Raw genomic sequence first — 16,736 nt, forward strand, 5'->3', positions numbered from 1 at the left:
AACCCTAGAATTCACTTTTGATCCCAAAATTGTAAAAGCGTGTTTGTGGCAGGGAACCAATGTTCAATTCCAGGATGGCCCTGTTTTTGGCAATCGTGAGCAGATCATTGCCACTAACGTATACGTTCAATTCTTTTACAAAAGCTTTCTTCAATAATTTTTGGGGGAACGACCAGGTTAACTGCACTTTGGAAATATTGATGCGGTCAGTGCTGTAGGTCCAGAAATCGGAATACCTGAAGTTGTTAACGCTGCCCAGCGTAGTTAGACGGGGATAGTTGGCATCGCGCACCACTGCAGAATATTTAACGGCGCCGGTCACCCAGTAATAGTCGCCGCTTCGGATGCCCGTTCCACCAAATGATCCGGTGCCCAATACAAAAAGGGTAAAAGCTTTCCATTGCGCCGTCACATTTAAACCACCGGTAAAGGGACTGCCCCAGCGGCCGATCATCACTTCATCTTTTTCGTCAATTACATTGTCGCCATTTTGGTCAATATACCTGATATCGCCTGGCTTTACTGTCCCAAATTTTTGTGTAGCCTGTTTATCTATGTCATTCTGGTCGGCAAACAGTCCCTGGCTTCGCAGACCAAAGATTGCATCAACCGGTTTGCCTGTGCGGTTGCGATAGGCATCAGTAAACAGCTCATCGCGTTTTAAGGCTTTTGTTGTTACATAAGTACCGGCCGCACCGATAGTAAGTTTAACCGCTCCTACCCTTTCATGAAAGTTTAGCTGAAAGTCGAACCCCTGGTAACGGTTGGCGGCGAAGTTGGTATAAGGAACAAAGGATGTTTCGGGATAACCTGTAAAAAAGTAACTGGGGTACAAACTGTAATTCTGTACCGGAATTCCATCCTTTTTAATATAAAATAAACTGGTAAGAAAGTCGATCTTATTTTTAAACAAAGAACCTTCTATGCTTACGTTCACCTCTTTTCTTTTTGCATAGGTCAGATTTAAATTCTCTCCACGCGAGATGGTGGTAGTGCGGTTGGTGTAAGTGCCATCGGCCCACGAAAAATAAGCTGTTGGTGAATAAACGGCGTTGTATAAATAGTAACTGTTAACTCCAAAATCAAGATCGGTATTCACGATGCCTGCAGCTGCCGTTAATTTTAACCGGTTTACCACACCTGATCCTTTCAGGAAATTTTCTTCGCTCAGTAGCCAGCCGAGGCTTGCTGTTGGCGAAAAGGCCACACGTTTGCCAACCGGTAACTTAGTTGAATTAACTATGGCGCCACTAAGGTCTGCATAATATTTATGGTTGTAATTGTATGCCAGCTGCACACCTGCATTGGCATTGGTGCGGTACTGGTAATCGCCCGTTTGTCGGCGGCGCATGCCGTCTGCCATTAAAATAACCGACAGGTTATGCTTTTCCTTAAAAGTATTTACATAATCAAGGTGTACGTTGAAATCTATCAGCTGGTCACTCCAGGTATTACTCAGGTTCTGGTTACCTGTTTTGCTGTCTTTATTTAACATTGACAGTTTCGTGATTGTGTCAAGTCCGGCAACATTACTCCATACAGGCACATAAATAGCGTAGGTATTATTAACAGATTCATTATAAGTATTCGAGTAATCGATGCTCATTTGGCCGTGTAAGGACAAGCCTTTTGTTACATTCTTCAGATCAACATCGATGCCGCTTGTATACTGGAACTGGCGGCTGGTAAACTTATTATAGCCGGCCGCGTAAACATCTGCAATGGGATTGGTAAGGAACTGTTGCGTGCCGCTCAGCAAATACTTTCCGTCTATAATATTCCGGCTGCCTTTTACCAGGGCCTGTGCATCTTTTGAACCTTCTGCAACGGCACTGATAGGAATAAGCGGCGCAAAGCGGTGCGGCTGCAGGCTGTCTGCACGCTGCCAGTAATTACCCAACGCATTTCTATTGGTATAAAACACTGTAGATACGTTGACGTAGGTGCTAATGAAATCGTTCAATTTCAGATCGATATTCCCCCTTAAATTCAGGCGGGTGTTATGCTCATTTTTGCCTTCCCCAAAATTCAGCAACGAATTCTGGTTTTGAAAACCGGCCAATGCATAAAAACGCGCCCGTTCTGTACCACTTGAAAACTCCGCATTGGCAGAATGCGTATTATACAGTTTGCGCAAATATTGTGAGGAAAAATAGTCTATATCGGGATACCGATATGGATTAGTATGCGCGGCATACCGTGCAATGGAATCGGCATCCAACGCGGGCAGGCCATCATTTTGCAGGGCCTGGCTATAATAACGCAAGTATTCGGCCGACCCTAAATAATCGGGATACGATTTTGGTACATTTATGCCGCTATTGGCCCGTACATTGATTTGACTAACGCCCGGGCTGCCGCGTTTGGTGGTGATCAGCATTACGCCGTTTGCTGCACGGCTACCATATAATACAACGGCATTAGCGCCTTTTAAAAAACTTATTTGTTCAATTTCATTTGCTGTAATATCATTAATTGAACGGGGCACCCCATCAATAAGCACGAGTGCTGTGCCAATATTCCAGAAATTGCTTCCGCCAATAAAAGCATTTGTACCTTCCAGCGGGTAGGTTCCGTAATGTTTATCCAGGTATTGTGGTGGGTTCAAAATAGAGACCGCACCGGGCATGTCTTTTCTGTCAACGGTCCTATATGCCAGGTGCACTGTTGTGTCGCTGGCTGTTTGTGAGGAATTATTGTTGGTGGTTGCCGCCTGCTCCTGAGCCTGTGCTTTAATGCCAGAACTCAATCCGCAGCCGATCAGCAACGCAACCAGTATATTTATTTTCATTATTTTCCTTTTAAGTTGTAAGAACTTAAGCATTTAATAACCGGCGTTCTGGCTGAACGACAGGTAAAGATTTACATCGTTTATCTTCAGCGGCAACCAGTAATTTTTGTCTTCAAACCTGCGGGTCACCAATACTTTTTCCCTGATATTGATCGGTTTGCCACTGCCATCTCGGTCGAAATCTATGGATGTTTTTTCCCTGTACTTCTGTTGCCCGGCAAGCAGCCAGCGGCGCAGGTCGTTATAACGAAATTCTTCTTCAAACCCAAGCTCCATGGCACGCTCACGAATGATCTCACTCATGAATTTATTTTTATCAGCTACATACTTCGCTGCAACCTTGCCCGCGCCGCAACGGTCCCTTATTTTATTAAGCGCATCTTCAGGGGTAATATAATTTGGCCCTGTACTTGTTGCAGCACCATAACCTTGCAAAACAGCCTCTGCATACATAAGGTAAACATCGGCGAGGCGCATATACGACAGGTGCATGTAATTGTTGGGAAAATTGTCGATATTATTGGCTGTCATTGGAGTAAGTTTCCGCAGCAAATAACCGGTACGCCCTATTGCCGTATTATCACGACTAGCCCCATTGTTAGCCAGACTGGCATAGCGAAACTTTTCTTTGTCGGCCGGTGCAGATCCTTTTATTATCTGATCTTTATCTATTACGATGTCGTGATAAAAACGCGGATCGCGGTTTACCCAGGGATCTGCGGGATTGTAACCCGATTGCGGATCATCGATAGGTAAACCATTGGCCATACCGTAATTTTCTACAAACCTTGCATTCGGTGATGCATACCCTCCGCCGATATTTCCTTCGGCAAAAATGGAGCTTGGCCCCCAGGGGCAACCGGCAAACCACGAACTGTATACCGGGTTCTGGAAGATAGCCTCGGGATAGCCGGGAATAAAACTTCCTCCGTTCGTAAAGAAAAGGTCGCTGTAATGGGCAAAATCAATCAACTTTATCCACGTGGCGCGACTATCAACCAACTTCAATAACTCAGCAAATGCATCCGCCGCTTTTTTGCAGTAATCGCCATTATATTCTGCATTGCCGGTTGACGCCCTGTTCATTAACGGGCTGCCTGCATATAAATAATTCTTACCCAGATAGCCCAGCGCCGCTATTTTCGTAATGCGGAGTTGATTTTTACCAAGGGTAGCCTTGCCTGCTTCTGTATTATCCCAGTTAATGGGCAACAGGTCTGCCGCTGCTCTAAGGTCTGCACCAGCCCTATTGGCCATTTCCTGGTAACTCAGGCGTGGCATATCTAATTTTGCACTGGGCGACAAAACCGTATCTATATATGGGAGGCCACCCCAATACGTCATTAACTGAAAATGAAACCAGCCCCGGAAAAACAATAACTGGCCTTTGATCAGATCTTTCTCTTCCTGTGTACCATCAAGCTTATCGAGATTGGCCAGGCCTAAATTGGTTTTATGAATGCCATACCAGGAGTTTGGCCACAAACCTTTGCCAAAACCTGTGGTTGGGTCGGGATTATAATTAGGTGCATCCAGCCAGGAGATCCATTCCCCTGTAGTCCACGACCAGGAATCACCATTATCCAATTGTTCATTTAACCAGGTTACACCGGTCTTATGAATGATCTCGTCGCCCAGGATCCAGTCACAAGCCCAGGTTTTGCTTGTATATTCTGGAACCAGCGAATATATTTCTTCAGTAAATCCCTGAAAATTTGTAAAGTTTATAAACGCATCTGTAGGAGAAACGTCTGCTGCAGGCGCTCTATCCAGGTACTTTTTACAGCCAGGCAGCACCGTTATCCCTAAAAAAATACAGGTAATAATTATATGTGGATACCTTCTCATATAGCAAGCATTTAAAAAGTTAGATTACACCCGAGGTTAAAACGCCTGATGGTTGGGTATGCAGTGGCGGCGCCCATACTTACTTCGCGGTCGTCGGGCATTTTCGTCCATAAAATCAGGTTATCGCCATTTACATAAAGGCGCAAGGCGTTAATACCGATACTCTTTAATTGGGATAACTTAAAAGTGTAAGCAACCTCGGCATTTTTTAATCGCAAATAAGACCCATCGTATAAATAGGTGGTGCCGTAGTAAGGCATTGCACTGGCATAACGCGGCATGGGCACATCGGCGTTTGGATTGTCTTTTGTCCAGTATGTTTCCTGTTTATAAACATTATCGTAATGATATTGGCCGGAAAAACTTACCAGTTGCAGATAGCGGTTAATATTATTTACCCCATAAAACTGAACAAAGGCGCTGAATCCCTTCCAGTCAATACCAATGGTAGCGTTATAAGTGTTCTGTGGCCGTTCGGGATAGCCATAAGGCACTATATCTTTATTATCAACAACACCATCACCGTTGTAGTCTATCATATTCAGGTTACCAGGCAATTTCTGGTCGTCGTTTGTATTCAGTTTTGTACTGCCATACACCTCGTCCCAGGTGTTATAAAAATCGCTGCTTACATGGGAATAAGCCTGGTTAATTGATTTCCCTGCCTTCTTCTGGTAATCATCCAATAACAGGGCGTCTTCCTGGTCTATGACCTTATCTTTAGCATGCGTCATGGCAAAGTTTGCCCAAAGCCTTACCCCTTTGGGCAAGGTTTTATTAACCCGAAGTTCAATTTCATAACCTTTGTTACGAACCTTACCAACGTTAGCGGTAGCGGGTTGAACACCAAAATAAGAAGGAACCGAACGGAAGCTGCCTTTATAAAGAACATCGGTGCGATGATCGTTGAACACTTCTACACTACCCGACAATAAGCCATTCCACAATGCATAGTCGAGCCCGAAATTGGCCTTTGTTACTTTCTCCCAGTGAATATCGGGGTTACCAACGCTTGCCCTTGCTTCTGACCACCAGGTATAAGGGCTGTTCTGGCCTGCGGATGACCCCAATGGCGTATTACCGCCGTAGGTCCAGGTTGTCATATACAACCAGCGGCCACTTACATTGTCATCACCCACCTGCCCATAAGATGCACGCAGCTTCAGCGTATTTAAAACGGTTTGGTTTTTTAGAAACTTCTCATTGCTGATCATCCATCCCAATGCAGCAGAAGGAAAGAAGGCAAAGCGGTAGTCTGGACCAAATTTTTCAGATCCGTTATAACCGCCATTGAATTCAGCAAAATACCGGACGTCATAATTCCAGGTAATCCTGCTCGCCCAGTCCTCGCGGTAATGTTCAAACTCACTACCTGCGGCAAATTTGTCGCGGCTGAACATACCCATGGCAGTTACATCATGTTTGCCGAATTTGCGGGCATAATCAACCTGTAACTGGTAGAATAATTTTCGGTATGTTGAACCATTTTGAACAGCATCCACATTAGGATTCCAGCGTGGTGGTATCCAGTCGAACTGATTTGTTCCCAGGTACTGGCTATTCTTTTTTTCACCGGTAACGGGGTCAATATATTCCTGTTGAATATTGCCATTATCATAAATACCGCCCTGAGATACGAATGAATTATCGAAAGAAATCGTGCCCTTTGCAGCCAGTCCTTTCAGGATCGCACTCAGGTCCTGCCGTAAGGTAAAATCTGTAGTAATGCGGGTAGTGGTAGTTTTGCGCACCCCATTATTACCCATTACTGCCAGCGAATTTATGGTAGACACAGTTTCAAGTGGAAAGTAGCCCCAGCCGCCGTCTGAATACCGGGGATAATAAAGATTGGGTGCGTTATTATAAATACTTTGCCAGATGCGGTATTCCCAACTGTCCTGGCCATAAGCATCCTGCTTTACACCGTAAGAACCGGCTAAGTTGGCCGAGAGAACAGTGGATTTTGTTAAATTGAAATCAAGGTTGGTACGGGCGTTTATACGGTCAAAACCATAGCCGGGTTTATACGATTTTCCGTTGTCTATCTTTTTAATGATATCGCCTTCATGCAAATAATCTACTGCGGTGAAGTATTTTACCAACTGAGTACCGCCTGAGATATTCAGGCTGCCGTTGTAAGACATTACATGGTTCTTCACCAACTGGTCCTGCCAGTCAATGTTTGGGTAACGCTCCGCTTCGGCCTGGTTCGCGGGATGACGGTATTTTTCAAGTTCGGCATATGGCACATAGCTATACCAGGAGGAAGGAGTAATGGCCAGTTCCCTTTCAATAGCCTGATCACGAACTTTAATTGCATCATATGCATCATATTTACTGGCGAGTTTGGAAGGAACTTTCACCGTAGCATTGCCGGTAAAACGAATTTCAGCTCTGCCTTCCCGACCTCGTTTGGTGGTGATCAGGATGACTCCATTAGCGCCTTTAACGCCAAAAACAGCGGTAGCGGAAGCATCTTTCAAAACTGAAATGGTTTCAACAGAACCAATGTCAACACTGGTCATTGGCCGTTCAATACCATCAACAAGCACCAGCGGATCGCTGGTATTCCAGGTACTCTGCCCACGAATAAAGATCTTCGGATCTTCCCCACCCGGAGTTCCCTGCGTGGCAACGGTTATTACCCCGGGTAAATTTCCGGTCAATGCAGCACCTAAACTCGAAACGCCACCCGTTCTTTGCAGCACATCGCCCTTTACCTGCGAGATGGCGCCTACCAGGCTCTGTTTTTTCTGTCTGCCGTAGCCAACAACTATGGTGCTGTCCATTGACAGGGAAGAAAGCACTAATCTGACATCGATCCGCTGCCGCCCTTTAACAGCCACTTCCTGCGCCGTATAGCCGATGTGGGAAATGATCAATACCGATTTTTCATTTACAACGGTAATGGTAAACGTACCATCTGCTTTCGACATGGTAATATTATTGGTTCCTCTTTCGGCGATGGTCACTTCACCCAGGGGAAGACCTTTATCGTCTGTTATTTTTCCCGTAATGATCAATGAAAAACGGTCGTTTGCGGATTTGCCTTCTGGCACTCCAAAGGCAAAAGAGGAAAGCGATACCAGTAGGAGCGCCAGTATTTTCAGGGTAATCGCCAACGGTCTTTTTAAGACAAAGCAAGCCCTGCGAGACAAAAAGCCTCGATTATAATTTTTCATATCGTAGTTTAAAGTATTAAATAGGAGATCACCTGGTTCAGGCTGCAGAATGGCGCCCGGCCAGCAAATAGTGTCTTAAGTTCTTCGCAATAAATGTGAAGCAGTAATTAAAAAACGATGTGAAGTAATGTTCAGGTAACTTTTTTCATATAGCAGCAGTTAATGGTTAAAAGATGGTTTTGGCGTTATGATCGTTAAAGCGAACCAATACGAATTCCCGGGAATTGATACAATCGTCTCTTATAAAGTTAGTGAAGCAACAAAAAAAACAAGGGCTCATTTGTCTGAACCTTTGGTAAAAATGTTCAGCTGAAAGTTTTTTCAATTATTCAAAACTTGTCCAGTCTATTTCTATTCGATTGTTTTCCTTAGAGATAACAAACAGATTCTGCCTACCTGGTTTAAATTGTAACAACGACATTTTTACCACCTGCCAATCATTACCGCCAGTAACCGGTATATCTGCGAGCACCGGGCCGTTAATACCCTGTACACGAATTTGCAAGGTATTACCGGCCTGAGAAAGGGCCCGTACCATAACCGATTTAGGATTCTTTTTTCCAAAATCTACACTGTTGTATTGTACCCACGCCCCTGCCGCATCCAGCACCGTTTTCCATCCCTGGAATTTATTAGCTGTATCGAGAAAAGCAATAGACGCACCTTTATCACTTATATGGCTGTACCGGTCAATTTGTATTTGTGTTTGGGCGTTTGTTACCCCTATACCTCTGTAGGTAGGTAATACTTTTTGTATGGTGCCGTCGGTATTAAAGAACAGGCTATCGGCCCTGATTGACCGGGCTTTGTCGAACGTGGGTGAATAATCGTTATGATGATAAAACAGGTACCATTGATCTTTAAATTGTATAATGGAATGGTGATTGGTCCAGCAGCCGGTTGGCGACTCGTCCATTATTACGCCTGTAAATTTAAAAGGCCCGAGTGGCGTATTACCCACGGCATACTCCAGCCGTTCTGTTTTGTTTTCTACATGCGGGTAAGTGAGGTAGTAGATGCCGTTCCGTTCAAACAGGTAAGGCCCTTCTTTCAGTCCTTTGTTTGGCAACTCGCCCAATACCACAGGATCTGAAGCAAGCTCCACCATATTTTCTTTCAGCTTGGCACCATAAATATTTCCCTGTGACCAGTACAGGTAGGCCTGCCCGTTTTTATCGATAAATACATTGGGATCAATACCCCGCACATTCAGGATGGGCGCTGGTTGAGGAACAAAAGGACCTTCCGGCTTATCGGAAATGGCCACCCCGATGGTAAACCCCCGGGCATAACTGGTATCTTTTGGCGTGGTTGGAAAATAGAAATAATATTTTCCGTTGCGGTATATGCAATCGGGCGCCCACATGCTATAACTGTCTGGCTTAACCCAGGGCACCTTGTGCTGATGAACGATCATGCCATGATCCGTCCAATCGGTGAGGTTAGCTGAAGAGAACACGTGGTAGTCTTCCATACAGAACCAGCCAACACGGCCACGGCCTTCTGTAGCCAGTATATCATGAGATGGATATACGTATACCCTGTCGCCAAAAACCCGGGCAGAAGGATCGGCGCTGTATTGGTTTCGGACCAACGGATTCTGTGCATGTAATTGAATGGTAATACTAACAAGAAGAAGATACCAGCATACCGGTAAAATATGTTTTCGCATAGCAGCGGGTTTATTTTATGGTCAAATCGTTTTTATTCAGCCGTAGATCCAATTTGATCTTCAATATGAAAAAAGTCGAAATCAGCAGATCCACCAACCTTTTTTGTAGCATAATTAAATAACCCAAATCTATAACCCATAAAATGAGGCAGTGTATACGTCATCTTTAGCGGCGAACCAATAGCCGTCCAGGATTTTCCGCCGTAGCTATAATAGAAATGAGCGGTGTCTTTACGATTGGTAAAATCGCAGGTTGCCTTTAAATATACTTTTTCTCCGGTAAGCGGCACTGACTGTGCTTCTATGGGAATGCCGCCGCCTGCGTTGATCATTACAATATTCTTGCTGCCGTTAATTATTTTAACACCAACCTGCCCATAGTTCTTTTGCAACAAACTTAAACCGGCAAAGTCACCTTCTTTCATGTTGGATACATCAAGCGCAACAGAAGCTGTAGAAACGGGACCAATGGTTCGCTGTGTCAAGGTATTCCTGGCCAATAAAAAACTGGTATCTATCCTGCCGGTAGTCAGCCGCAGGTATCCTTTTCTTTTGGTAACCGACCATAATTTATTATCGGGGTTGTGGTTCCATTGCCAAACCAACGGCAAAACCCGTTCACCTTTTTTACGGTCAAATTCATCTGAAGCCACAATACCAGGGATCAATCCGCTCCCGGCAGGCAGATCGAGCGTATCAGGAACCTTACCATTTTTACCCAATACAGGCCAGCCATCTTCCCATTTTACCGGAACCAGGTAAGGGATACGCCCCACCGCACCAAAATCACGGAACAAATAAGCATACCAGTTACCTTCAGGCGTGTCGATCAATCCACCCTGAGCCACTCCCAGGTCCTGAAGTGCTACCCTTCCTTCATATGGACCGCTTATTTTAGAAGCCCTGTGAACAACAACGGTTCGCATGCCGCCTTTTGGCCAGGTGATGTTGAACAGGTAATAACTGCCATTTATTTTAAACAACTGGGAACCTTCTGCAGGCAGCCCAATATTATTTCCTGAAGGGGCACTTGCATTGTCGATGATCACCTGTTCGGTGGTGCCTGGTTTTATTCCGGAGAGGTCGCTGTTCAGCTCTATCAATTTCAATTTGCCACCGCCATAGATCATATATATGCGGCCGTCATCGTCGAAGAACAATGAGTGGTCATGATAAGCGGGTTTAAATGATGTGGCCTTCCAGTGGCCTTTTTCAGGATCTTTTGTTGTGTAGATATATGTTTTACCGGTAGTTTGGGCAAAGGTAGAAACATAGAACAGCCCATTGTAATACCGAATGCAACTTGCCCAAGATCCACGGCCATATGTGCTTTTACCATTCTGCAGGTTCAACTCGTCGACATTGGCAAGGGTATCATATGCATAGTTTACCAATGTCCAGTTTATAAGGTCCTGGGATCTCATGATCGGAACACCAGGGCTCATGTGCATGGTAGTACTGCTCATATAGTAGGTGCCACCTACGCGAACGATCGACATATCTGGCACATCGGCAAAAATAACGGGATTATGCGCTGGCCTGCTTTTCCTTTGGGTTATTCCTTCCTGCGCTTCACCTTTGTAACAGATGAAACAAGTAATTATTCCTGCCAACCAGTTAAACCGTATGTGCATGGTTGTATTTTTTTTATTTATAATGATCACTTGAACAACTCCTGTGCAAAATTGTATAGGTTATTGCGCCATACCGGCCAGGTATGTCCGCCGGGATACTCGCTGTAGTTGTATTTGATATTCATTTCATCAAATTTCGCGAGCATGATCTTACAATTATTGTATGCAATATCTTCTTTGCCGCCCATGGCGATCCAAAAACTTTTGAGGTTGTTGTTGATGGTGGTTGCATTATTTTTCATAAACTCATACTGCGGACCTGAAAGAGCTGGCTGGTTGTTCCACCAGCCGGAACTGAATACACCCAGGTAAGAAAACATGTCTGTATTTTTTATTCCGGCATACAGGGTTTGTAAACCGCCCATCGACAAACCAGCCAGGGCCCGGGCTGAAGCATTGGTGGCGGCGCGATAGTTTTGTTCAATAAATGGGATAACGTTCTGCTTTAGTTCGCCTTCAAATGCTCTTAATGCCTGTTCGTTGAAGCCTGCGATACCAGTGCTGAAATTTCCATCCATCATAACCACCAGCATGGGTTTTGCTTTTTGGGCTGCAATCAGGTTATCCAAAATGAGATCAGTTCTTCCCTGTGTAGCCCAACCGCTTTCATCTTCACCGCCACCGTGTAAAAGATATAACACGGGGTATTTTTCATTGGTATTTACATCGTAACCGGGCGGCGTATAAATGAACATTCTACGCCAGGTATTGGTAGTTGCTGAATAATATCTTTTTATTCTTATATCGCCATGTGGCACATTCTTAACGGCATAATAGCCGCCTCCACGAAACGGTATCTCAATGCCGCTGGCCAATCGTCCCATACCATAAAACGTTTCACTGGCCGGATCTGCCAGGGCAACACCGTCTATGAGTAAAGAATAGTAATGAAAACCTTCACTAACAGAGTCGGTAGTAACACCCCAATATCCACCGGTGTCTTTTACAAGGTCATACTTCTTAACCAGGTCTATTTGCACTTTTTGCGCATTGGGCGCTTTGATACGGAAAACAACCCGGTTATCGGGAAGCACCTGCGGGTAACTGGCCGATCGTACATTTGTTGAGGCAGGTGTTCCCAAAACAGTATACTTCATAAAGGAGGAAGTATCCACCGGCTTAAACAGGAATTGGGAAAACATATACAATCCGTTTTTCCAAACCTTAAAATCGTGCACACCTGGCTCTATGTAATAGATGTGCGGAACATTATGCTCGTACAGATAATCGTGGGTACGTTTGCTGAACGTGATCAACCTGTCGTTATCGCCGCAGGAGATCCATAACAATTTCAGTTGTTTTTTTGCTGCTTCGGCATCTGGTACCAGTTGCTCCGGGGATTTGGTATTGGGGGCTGAAGAAAAACCGCCCACCCAGGCAAATTTGTCGAGGTTGCCTAAACCAAAGTTCAGCGATTGTCCGCCGCCCATTGATAATCCAGCTATGGCGCGGTGCTCCCGATCGGTAAGTACGGGGTATTTCTTTTCGATATAAGGGATGAGATCGGTCAGCAGGTCTTTTTCAAAATCTGCAAACGCCTGTACTTTATCGGGCGCCATAATGTTGCCGGTGGGGCGATCATCTTTCATAGCTCTGCCGTTGGGCATTACTACTATCATTGGTTCAATTTTGCCTTCGGCATACAGGTTATCGAGTATCACCTGCGGCTTTCCGCCATTCAACCATTCCTTCTCATCGCCGCCTATTCCATGCAACAGGTATAAAACCGGGTATTTTTTCTTTTTTGAGAATCCGGGCGGCGTATAAATGAGCGCTCTTCGGGTAACCCCAACAGTTTTTGAGGCATAGCCGATGGTATCGATCCTGCCATGTGGAATATCGGTATGCAATGAATCGAAACCGTTTGGGGCCTGTTTAACCAACTCCTGTGAGTAGGCACATGAACCGCTCACGAACAGGATGGCTATGGCAAACAATATTTGTTTCATATGATAATTTTGATAAAAGGTAATGGCTTATTTTGCGGTAATACCTGCTTTAATTTGAGTAAAAGAATGAGGTGGAAATGTATAGGTAAGTTGTTTTCCCCTGGTGTCTACCATTTTTTTAACAGGTACATATTGATCGTGTTTATCAAATTCATACACTTCGTTCAATGCAGCACCTGCAATAAGGCTTGCTTCTGCTTTGCCGGCAAAATTTGCTGAAGTGGTTACAATATCGGCAGTTATTGCTTTCTCTTTGTGGCGGTTTACCACATTGATAAAAACAGTGTTTGTTTCTTTAGAGTAAGTAGTGGTAACATCCAGGTAAGGAATATCGCTGAACTTTGTTGTATTAAACAGGTCGCAGGAAACATGGGTATCAACGGAAGATCCACGGCAATTGTTCGAGTATGCTTTGAAGATATAAAACAACGGGGTTTTAAAAGTTCCCTTTTTTGTGTCATTGCCCAACAGCGACGTAAGAAGGGTAAAATTCGCCATCTTAACTACATTGGCATGACGCAGGAAAGAATTAAAACACTGAGCAACGGGCAGCACAGATAATGTATTACGCGACATAAGCCCCCACTCATCTACCGAAAGATAAATTGGCTTTACAAAGCCGTTCTTTGCCCGTGCTGTTTCTATTTGAGCCGCAGGTACTTTAATTTTTTCTTCAAAATCCATAGCACTTTGCCCCATGTAAGAATAATAATCATCGGATCTCTCCCAATACCGGTGAATCGACAAGTAATCGATCTTATCGCCCAGGCCTTCAAGCACCTTCCGGTTCCAGTCGATCCAAATGCCGGTCGGTTCATAATATGAAGACCCCGAGGCTACCAGTTTAATTGTGCTATCGACAGACTTCATGGCTTTTGCTGCTTCCCTTCCTGTTTTTACATAATCCTCTGCTGTTTTGTAGCCCAACTCCCATGGATAACCGTCTACTTCATTACCAAGGTCCCAGATCTTAACATTATAGGGTTCTTTATGCCCGTTCTTTGCACGAAGGTCTGCATAATAAGTTCCTTTAGGATAGTTGCAGTATTCAAGCCAGTAAACAGCGTCTTTTATATCGCCAAGACCGAGGTTAACACATACTACATTTTCACTTCCTATTGCTTTATTCAGCGCCATCCATTCATCTGTCCCTACGTGATTGTTATCTATTCCACCCCATGCCAGATTAATACGGGCCGGCCGTTGATCTTTGGCACCAATGCCATCCTGCCAGTTATAACCCATCAAAAAATTCCCGCCCGGCCAGCGCATATTGGTGATCTTTAACTCCTTCATCGCTTCAATATAATTTTTCTTAAAGCCATTCTCATCGGCCAGTGGTGATGAAGGATCATATAAGGTTCCATACAATGTATTAAACTGCACCGAATCGGGCAGGCCAAACCTTTTACCGCTAAACTGAATAGGTTCCATAAACACCCCGTAGATCCGCGGGTCAATATCGCCAATGCTTCTTTCGATGTCGATTTTTATAGTGGCATTTTGCGCAACAAGCAGTGTTGGCAAAACGATCACTAAAGTGAAAAGTATTTTTTTCATTTGAGACAGGTTTTTATAATGGCATTTTCATTATTTCATTTTTATTAATATTTTTATTTAACTCCTGAGAATTTATAAAGTAACACGCCATGTGCCGGAACTGTAATGGCAAGCTCCTTATTGTTCCCGTCAATATGCGCGATGTTCTTCTGCCGCCAGAGATCACGAACCTGCTGTTTGCCATAGATCCCCAGTTTATCAAAATCCTTATAACTGAGGGTGGCGCGTTCCAGTCCGAGATTACAGAAACCAACAGCATGACTTCCATCTTCCATTTCCTTTACATATATGCGTAAATCGCCTATTGTTTGCTTACAGGTAGCCTGCCTGCCTAATGGATCCTGGTCTACAGCGATCACCTCATCATTTGTCAATAAATTCAATGTAAAATCATCCAGTTTTTCCATGTCGCAGCCAATTAGTAAGGGCGCCGAAAAAAGGCACCAAAGACTTATGTGCAGGTACTGCTCATCGGGCTTCAGCTTGCTGGGATGAGGGTTGCCCCATCCCACCGTACCAACCACCAGCATATCAGGATCGTTCCAGTTGCCGGGTTTTGCCCATGCAGCTGCCTTGTCCTGCTCAAGGGCAATATTTTTTACACTTGTCCAGGTGTCGGTAATATCGTTGGTGGTACGCCAGCAATTGCCGCCCACCGAATCGCCCCATTTCCATACGTCCGACATTCCATATTGGCACAGGCTGAAAACAATATCACGAGGCTGCTGCCTCAGGTATGCTCCCATGATCTTAAATGGCCTTACCGCAGCGTTTAGATTGTTGCCACCTTTATAAGACAGGGAGGATATTTTATAAGGGTCATTGTTCGGCATCCCATCAATCACCCCACCATAACTGCACCAGTCATATTTCAGGTAATCAAATTCCCATAAAGCATACCGCTCAGCGTCCTGTTTTTCAAAACCGTAGCTGCCTGCACAGCCGCCGCAGGTCCAGGGACCAGGGCTGGAATAAAGGCCGATCTTCAAACCGGCGTTATGTACATAATCGGCAAGTTCTTTCATGTTGCCAAACCGGGCATTAGGTACAATATTTCCCCGGTCATCACGCAACTGACCACGGATCGTCGAGTCTTTCGGGTCACGATGGTTCTGCCAGAAATCGTCGATGTTAATATAGGTCCAGCCATGATTTACCAGATCGCTTTTGATCATGGCTGCTGCAGCCCGTTTTACCTTATCTGCTGATACCTCTCCTGCAAAACAGTTCCAGCTATTCCATCCCATCGGTGGTGTAAGTGCAATACGGTTACCGCAAACGATGCGAAGTTTTTTATCGGCTTTGCCTTTGGCATTTTTTGCGCCAAGGGTAACTACATATGTACCTTCCTTCAATAGTTTTCCGGTAATAATTCCGGTTTTTTCATCGAGCTTCAGCCCAGCAGGCAATTCGTTTGCCGAAAACAACATCGGTCGTTCGCCTGTTGCGGGGATTCGGAACAGAAATGGTGAACCTGGGCGTACACCAAATACACTGCTCCCATTAATGCGGGGGCTCGCTGGTGGTTTCGGGGTAAGAATATACGGCTCACCTGAGATCGGGTTATACGTTGACAAAGCGGCGCCTCCCGTTGTTTCAAATTTGGCATCAGCCCAGTCTGCATGATCATAATAATTGCCATTGCCGCCATCAGTTACTACCAGTTCCAGTTTTTGTACACCAATGAGTGTTACCGAGCATGGCCTGGCAGCATCACCCAAACGCATTATACCGCTCGACCATAGCTTTTTGCCATCACCATAAAGCTCAAATTCCACAGCGGGCTCATGTCCGGTGACTTCATCATCAATGCCAACCTGCGCAGAAAACGAATTGGCTTTGCCTTCCAGCAGCACCTGTAATGAACTAACAGCGTGCGTGCTGAAGCCCCGTTGAAATGTTTTTCCGGCTATAGTAATTGGTTTGCGATCAATAGATCTGTTTTTTCCTGGTGTGCCATAGCCCTGGGTAGCAGCATTGAGATCCAGTTGATCGAGCCATACCGTTTGGGCTACCAGTTGATGCGCACCAATTATGGAAAAAATAGTAATAAGACCTGCAAGTGCATTGAATCTCTGTAGAACTGATTTTTTCATTTCA

At 44.9% G+C, this 16,736-nt stretch carries 8 protein-coding genes; all 8 read right to left on the reverse strand.

From position 1 onward, the window contains the following. Window positions 1-4: 4 nt before the first annotated feature. The 8 genes from GGD38_RS33465 to GGD38_RS33500 all read right to left on the reverse strand — a co-directional run bounded on the left by GGD38_RS33465 (window position 5) and on the right by GGD38_RS33500 (window position 16,732). Window positions 5-2,791 (reverse strand): SusC/RagA family TonB-linked outer membrane protein, encoded by a 2,787-nt coding sequence (locus GGD38_RS33465; protein WP_375302461.1) that lies wholly within the window; start codon window positions 2,789-2,791, stop codon window positions 5-7. A gap of 33 nt (window positions 2,792-2,824) precedes the next feature. Beyond that, window positions 2,825-4,639: a RagB/SusD family nutrient uptake outer membrane protein gene (locus tag GGD38_RS33470; RefSeq protein WP_375302462.1), complete on the reverse strand. Its 1,815-nt coding sequence runs from the start codon at window positions 4,637-4,639 to the stop codon at window positions 2,825-2,827. 11 nt (window positions 4,640-4,650) lie between these two features. Continuing rightward, complete coding sequence (locus GGD38_RS33475; RefSeq protein WP_375302463.1) at window positions 4,651-7,761, reverse strand: SusC/RagA family TonB-linked outer membrane protein; 3,111 nt, start codon at window positions 7,759-7,761, stop codon at window positions 4,651-4,653. 385 nt (window positions 7,762-8,146) lie between these two features. Beyond that, window positions 8,147-9,493, reverse strand: coding sequence for a family 43 glycosylhydrolase (locus GGD38_RS33480; protein WP_375302464.1), 1,347 nt, complete (start codon window positions 9,491-9,493; stop codon window positions 8,147-8,149). Window positions 9,494-9,525: 32 nt separating this feature from the next. Continuing rightward, entirely contained in the window at window positions 9,526-11,127 is a 1,602-nt protein-coding gene (locus GGD38_RS33485; protein ID WP_375302465.1) for a glycoside hydrolase 43 family protein, read from the reverse strand. 26 nt (window positions 11,128-11,153) lie between these two features. Further along, window positions 11,154-13,076 (reverse strand): alpha/beta hydrolase-fold protein, encoded by a 1,923-nt coding sequence (locus GGD38_RS33490; protein ID WP_375302466.1) that lies wholly within the window; start codon window positions 13,074-13,076, stop codon window positions 11,154-11,156. A gap of 27 nt (window positions 13,077-13,103) precedes the next feature. Next, entirely contained in the window at window positions 13,104-14,636 is a 1,533-nt protein-coding gene (locus tag GGD38_RS33495) for an alpha-L-arabinofuranosidase C-terminal domain-containing protein (RefSeq protein WP_375302467.1), read from the reverse strand. A 53-nt stretch (window positions 14,637-14,689) separates the two neighbouring features. After that, window positions 14,690-16,732, reverse strand: a complete 2,043-nt coding sequence (locus GGD38_RS33500; RefSeq protein WP_375302468.1) for an NPCBM/NEW2 domain-containing protein — start codon at window positions 16,730-16,732, stop codon at window positions 14,690-14,692. Between the last annotated feature and the right edge of the window lie 4 nt (window positions 16,733-16,736).

Origin of the sequence: Niastella sp. OAS944 (genome assembly GCA_024809215.1) — a bacterium.
In the GTDB taxonomy this organism is placed as follows: Bacteria; Bacteroidota; Bacteroidia; order Chitinophagales; family Chitinophagaceae; genus Niastella.

Bases quoted from the DNA above. Each gene is read 5' to 3' on its own strand.
- GGD38_RS33480 (WP_375302464.1), bottom strand. From the start codon at position 9,493: ATGCGAAAACATATTTTACCGGTATGCTGGTATCTTCTTCTTGTTAGT.
- GGD38_RS33485 (WP_375302465.1), bottom strand. From the start codon at position 11,127: ATGCACATACGGTTTAACTGGTTGGCAGGAATAATTACTTGTTTCATC.
- GGD38_RS33490 (WP_375302466.1), bottom strand. From the start codon at position 13,076: ATGAAACAAATATTGTTTGCCATAGCCATCCTGTTCGTGAGCGGTTCA.
- GGD38_RS33470 (WP_375302462.1), bottom strand. From the start codon at position 4,639: ATGAGAAGGTATCCACATATAATTATTACCTGTATTTTTTTAGGGATA.
- GGD38_RS33500 (WP_375302468.1), bottom strand. From the start codon at position 16,732: ATGAAAAAATCAGTTCTACAGAGATTCAATGCACTTGCAGGTCTTATT.
- GGD38_RS33495 (WP_375302467.1), bottom strand. From the start codon at position 14,636: ATGAAAAAAATACTTTTCACTTTAGTGATCGTTTTGCCAACACTGCTT.
- GGD38_RS33465 (WP_375302461.1), bottom strand. From the start codon at position 2,791: ATGAAAATAAATATACTGGTTGCGTTGCTGATCGGCTGCGGATTGAGT.